A 2,930-nucleotide genomic window follows, 5' to 3' on the forward strand; every position below is an offset into this window, starting at 1 on the left:
AGCAATGCATCGAGGCCATTATTAACCGCATCCCCGACGATTGGATGACACCGCTGGCTCGTCATTTGCCGTGGAACTAATGTGTTACAATTTCAAAGAGTTAGAAAAGATTCAAATATGAACGACAGAACACTGTTTCTAGCCTGGCAGGACAAGGCACGAACTAGGGAGTGGTTTCCAGTTGGACGGCTAGACGTGCAAAAGCCTCGTCATCTATATCGCTTCCGTTATTTACGGGGGGCAGAACGGGCTCGTCGGGAGGCAGGCTTCGAACCACTGTTTGATTTTCCTGATCTCCATAAATCCTACGAAGCATCCAACCTTTTCCCGCTCTTCCAGAATCGAGTGCTCACGCCGGGACGAAAGGACTTTCGAGAATACCTTCGCCAGCTTGGCTTGCCCGAGCAGGCCGACCCGATTGAAATTCTGTCCGTGGCTGGCGGGTACCGTGCAACCGACAGCTTCGAGGTTTTCCCAAGGATTGAACGTCGGCAGGACGGTGCGTTTTGCTGTCGCTTCTTTCTTCACGGATGGCGACACGTTAGCGACGACGCTCAGCGCCGATTGCGGATGCTGAAGCCAGGTGACAAGTTATACGTCGCAATCGAACTGACCAATCCGGTGACCCAGCTGGCAGTCCAAATCCAGACCGCCGATGATTACTACATGATTGGATGGGCTCCACGGTATCTGGTGCATGACTTGGTGAGCGCGATTGCCAAGGCGCCTGCGGAATACAAAGCAACAGTGGTTCGAGTTAATCCGCTCCCGGCACCTTCTAAACAGCGATTGCTGGTGGAATTGTCAGGCCATTGGCCGGGTTATGAGCCAATGACAACTGAGGACTTCAAACCGCTCGCAAACTGATCTTTGCCCGACTTTTCACCCCTTAATCACCCCCATCGGTTTCAATCGGGCGACGCGCCGGGAAAGCCCGGCGTTGTGCACCACGTTGATGACGGCATCCACGTCTTTGTAGGCCTCGGGGATTTCTTCCGAGATGCCGTCGCGCGTTTCGGAGCGCACAATCACGCCCTGCTCTTCCAGGCGCTGTTTAGCATTCGCGGCGTAGGAAGACTTTTTGGCGGCGGTGCGGCTCATCACGCGCCCTGCGCCGTGGCAGGTGGTGCCAAAAGTTTCTTCCAGCGAGCCTTTCGCGCCCACCAGAACGTAAGACGCCGTGCCCATCGAGCCCGGAATCAGCACCGGCTGCCCGATGTCCTTATAGGCCGCGGGAATTTCCGGCCGGCCCGTGGGAAACGCGCGCGTCGCTCCCTTGCGATGCACCAGCACGCGGCAGTCCCGCCCATTCACAGTGTGCCGTTCCAGCTTGGCGATGTTGTGGCAGACGTCGTACACCACGCGCAGATGTTCCTTCTGCCCAAAGATGCGCTTGAAGGCTTCGCGGGTGAAATGCGTGATGCCCTGGCGGTTGGCCCAGGCAAAATTGGCCGAGGCCCGCATCGCCCCAAGATACGCGTGGCCCTCGGGCGAGTTCGCGGGCACGCAGGCAAGCTGGCGGTCCGGCACTTCCAGCTTGTAGCGGCGCATGGCCGGGTCCATGTCGCGCAGATAGTCGGTGCAGACCTGGTGTCCGAAACCGCGCGAGCCGGAATGGATGAGCACCACGATCTCGTTCTCATAAAGCCCGAAGCGCTCGGCAATCTCCGGCTCAAAGACGCGCTCCACATACTGCACTTCCAGGAAGTGATTGCCGGAGCCGAGCGTGCCCACCTGCGCGAGGCCGCGCTGCCGGGGCCGGTCGCCCACGGCCGCGGGATCGGCGTCGTCGATCGCTCCGTTCTCTTCACAGTGTTCCAGGTCGGCCGGCTCGCCGTATCCGTTCCGGACCATCCAGCCCGCGCCCTCCACCAACACGCGATCCAAATCCTGGTAAGAAAGCTGCACCGAACCTTTGCGGCCCGCGCCCGACGGGATGTCGCGGAAAAGCTGGTTGACCAGCTCGCGGATTTTCGGGCGAACCTCGTCCACCGTCAGCGTGCTGGCCAGCAGCCGCACGCCGCAGTTGATGTCAAATCCCACACCGCCCGGCGACACCACGCCGCCTTCTTCGGGATCGGTGGCCGCCACGCCGCCGATGGGAAATCCGTAACCCTGGTGGATGTCCGGCATGGCAAGCGAGCGGCCCACAATGCCGGGCAGCATCGCCACGTTCACCGCCTGCTCAAGCGAGAGGTCTTTCAGCAGGCCCTCCAGCAGATGCTCGTCGGCGTAGATCAGGGCGTCGGTCAGCATGCCGGATTTGGTCCCGCGGGGGACCAGCCAGCGGTAACGGTCGAGCTTCTCGAGCTGGCGCTTCTCGAAATGCAAAGGCGTTCCTCCGCGAGCGTGTAGGCGTCCTGGATGAGTCGATTTCCGCAATTATTTTATCAGGAGCAGCAAGCCAGCCGCGCCGGGGCTTTTGGGTCTGCGAGGTTTTCAAAGCCGGCGCCTTGCCGGCCCTCAGACATGGCAGGATTGTCTTCGGTGCATTTTTTGCTGTTCTTTATTTTCAACAACTTGGCCAGGTTCGTTTTTAGCTTCGTTCCGGTTCGTTTTTTCCACAGGCACGTGTTTTCAATAACTTCTCCGCTTTGTTTTCCGGTTCGTTCCGGTTTGTTTTTCGGCCATTTCTCTTTCTTTTCAACAACCTCTCCGGTTTGTTTTTCAAAAAACGTGTTTTTTTTGTCCCATTTTGTCTCTTTTGGTCCCGGAAAACTCGCGGCTTGCAGGCATCTGAAAGAAGACTACCATGCTAGGCCAGTGTTTGTCAAGCATATTCGGGGCGGGGTGATGTCAAGCTGCGTGTGTAAAAAGGCGGAGGGTGCGGTTTCGCCACTCCAACCTTTCGTTGTAGCCGTTAAAGATGGCATAGATGATGCGGTCCACGCTGGCCACGTTGACAAAACAGACCATGGGCCGGGTGCGGC

At 58.3% G+C, this 2,930-nt stretch carries 2 protein-coding genes; one reads left to right on the forward strand and one right to left on the reverse strand.

The genetic code is table 11. The annotated features are described in order from the left end of the window. The first annotated feature begins 117 nt into the window (after positions 1–117). On the forward strand, positions 118–867 hold the full coding sequence (locus VFQ24_03395; GenBank protein ID HET9177380.1) for an HIRAN domain-containing protein: 750 nt from the start codon (positions 118–120) through the stop codon (positions 865–867). 15 nt (positions 868–882) lie between these two features. Here the strand turns inward: VFQ24_03395 and VFQ24_03400 are convergent, their stop codons facing one another. Continuing rightward, positions 883–2,331: an RtcB family protein gene (locus VFQ24_03400; GenBank protein ID HET9177381.1), complete on the reverse strand. Its 1,449-nt coding sequence runs from the start codon at positions 2,329–2,331 to the stop codon at positions 883–885. Positions 2,332–2,930: the final 599 nt, after the last annotated feature.

Source organism: Terriglobia bacterium, assembly GCA_035712365.1.
Lineage (GTDB): Bacteria > Acidobacteriota > Terriglobia > UBA7540 > UBA7540 > SCRD01.

What these genes read in the sequence shown, in the direction of transcription:
- VFQ24_03395 (HET9177380.1), top strand. Translation starts at nt 118, where the DNA reads ATGAACGACAGAACACTGTTTCTAGCCTGGCAGGACAAGGCACGAACT.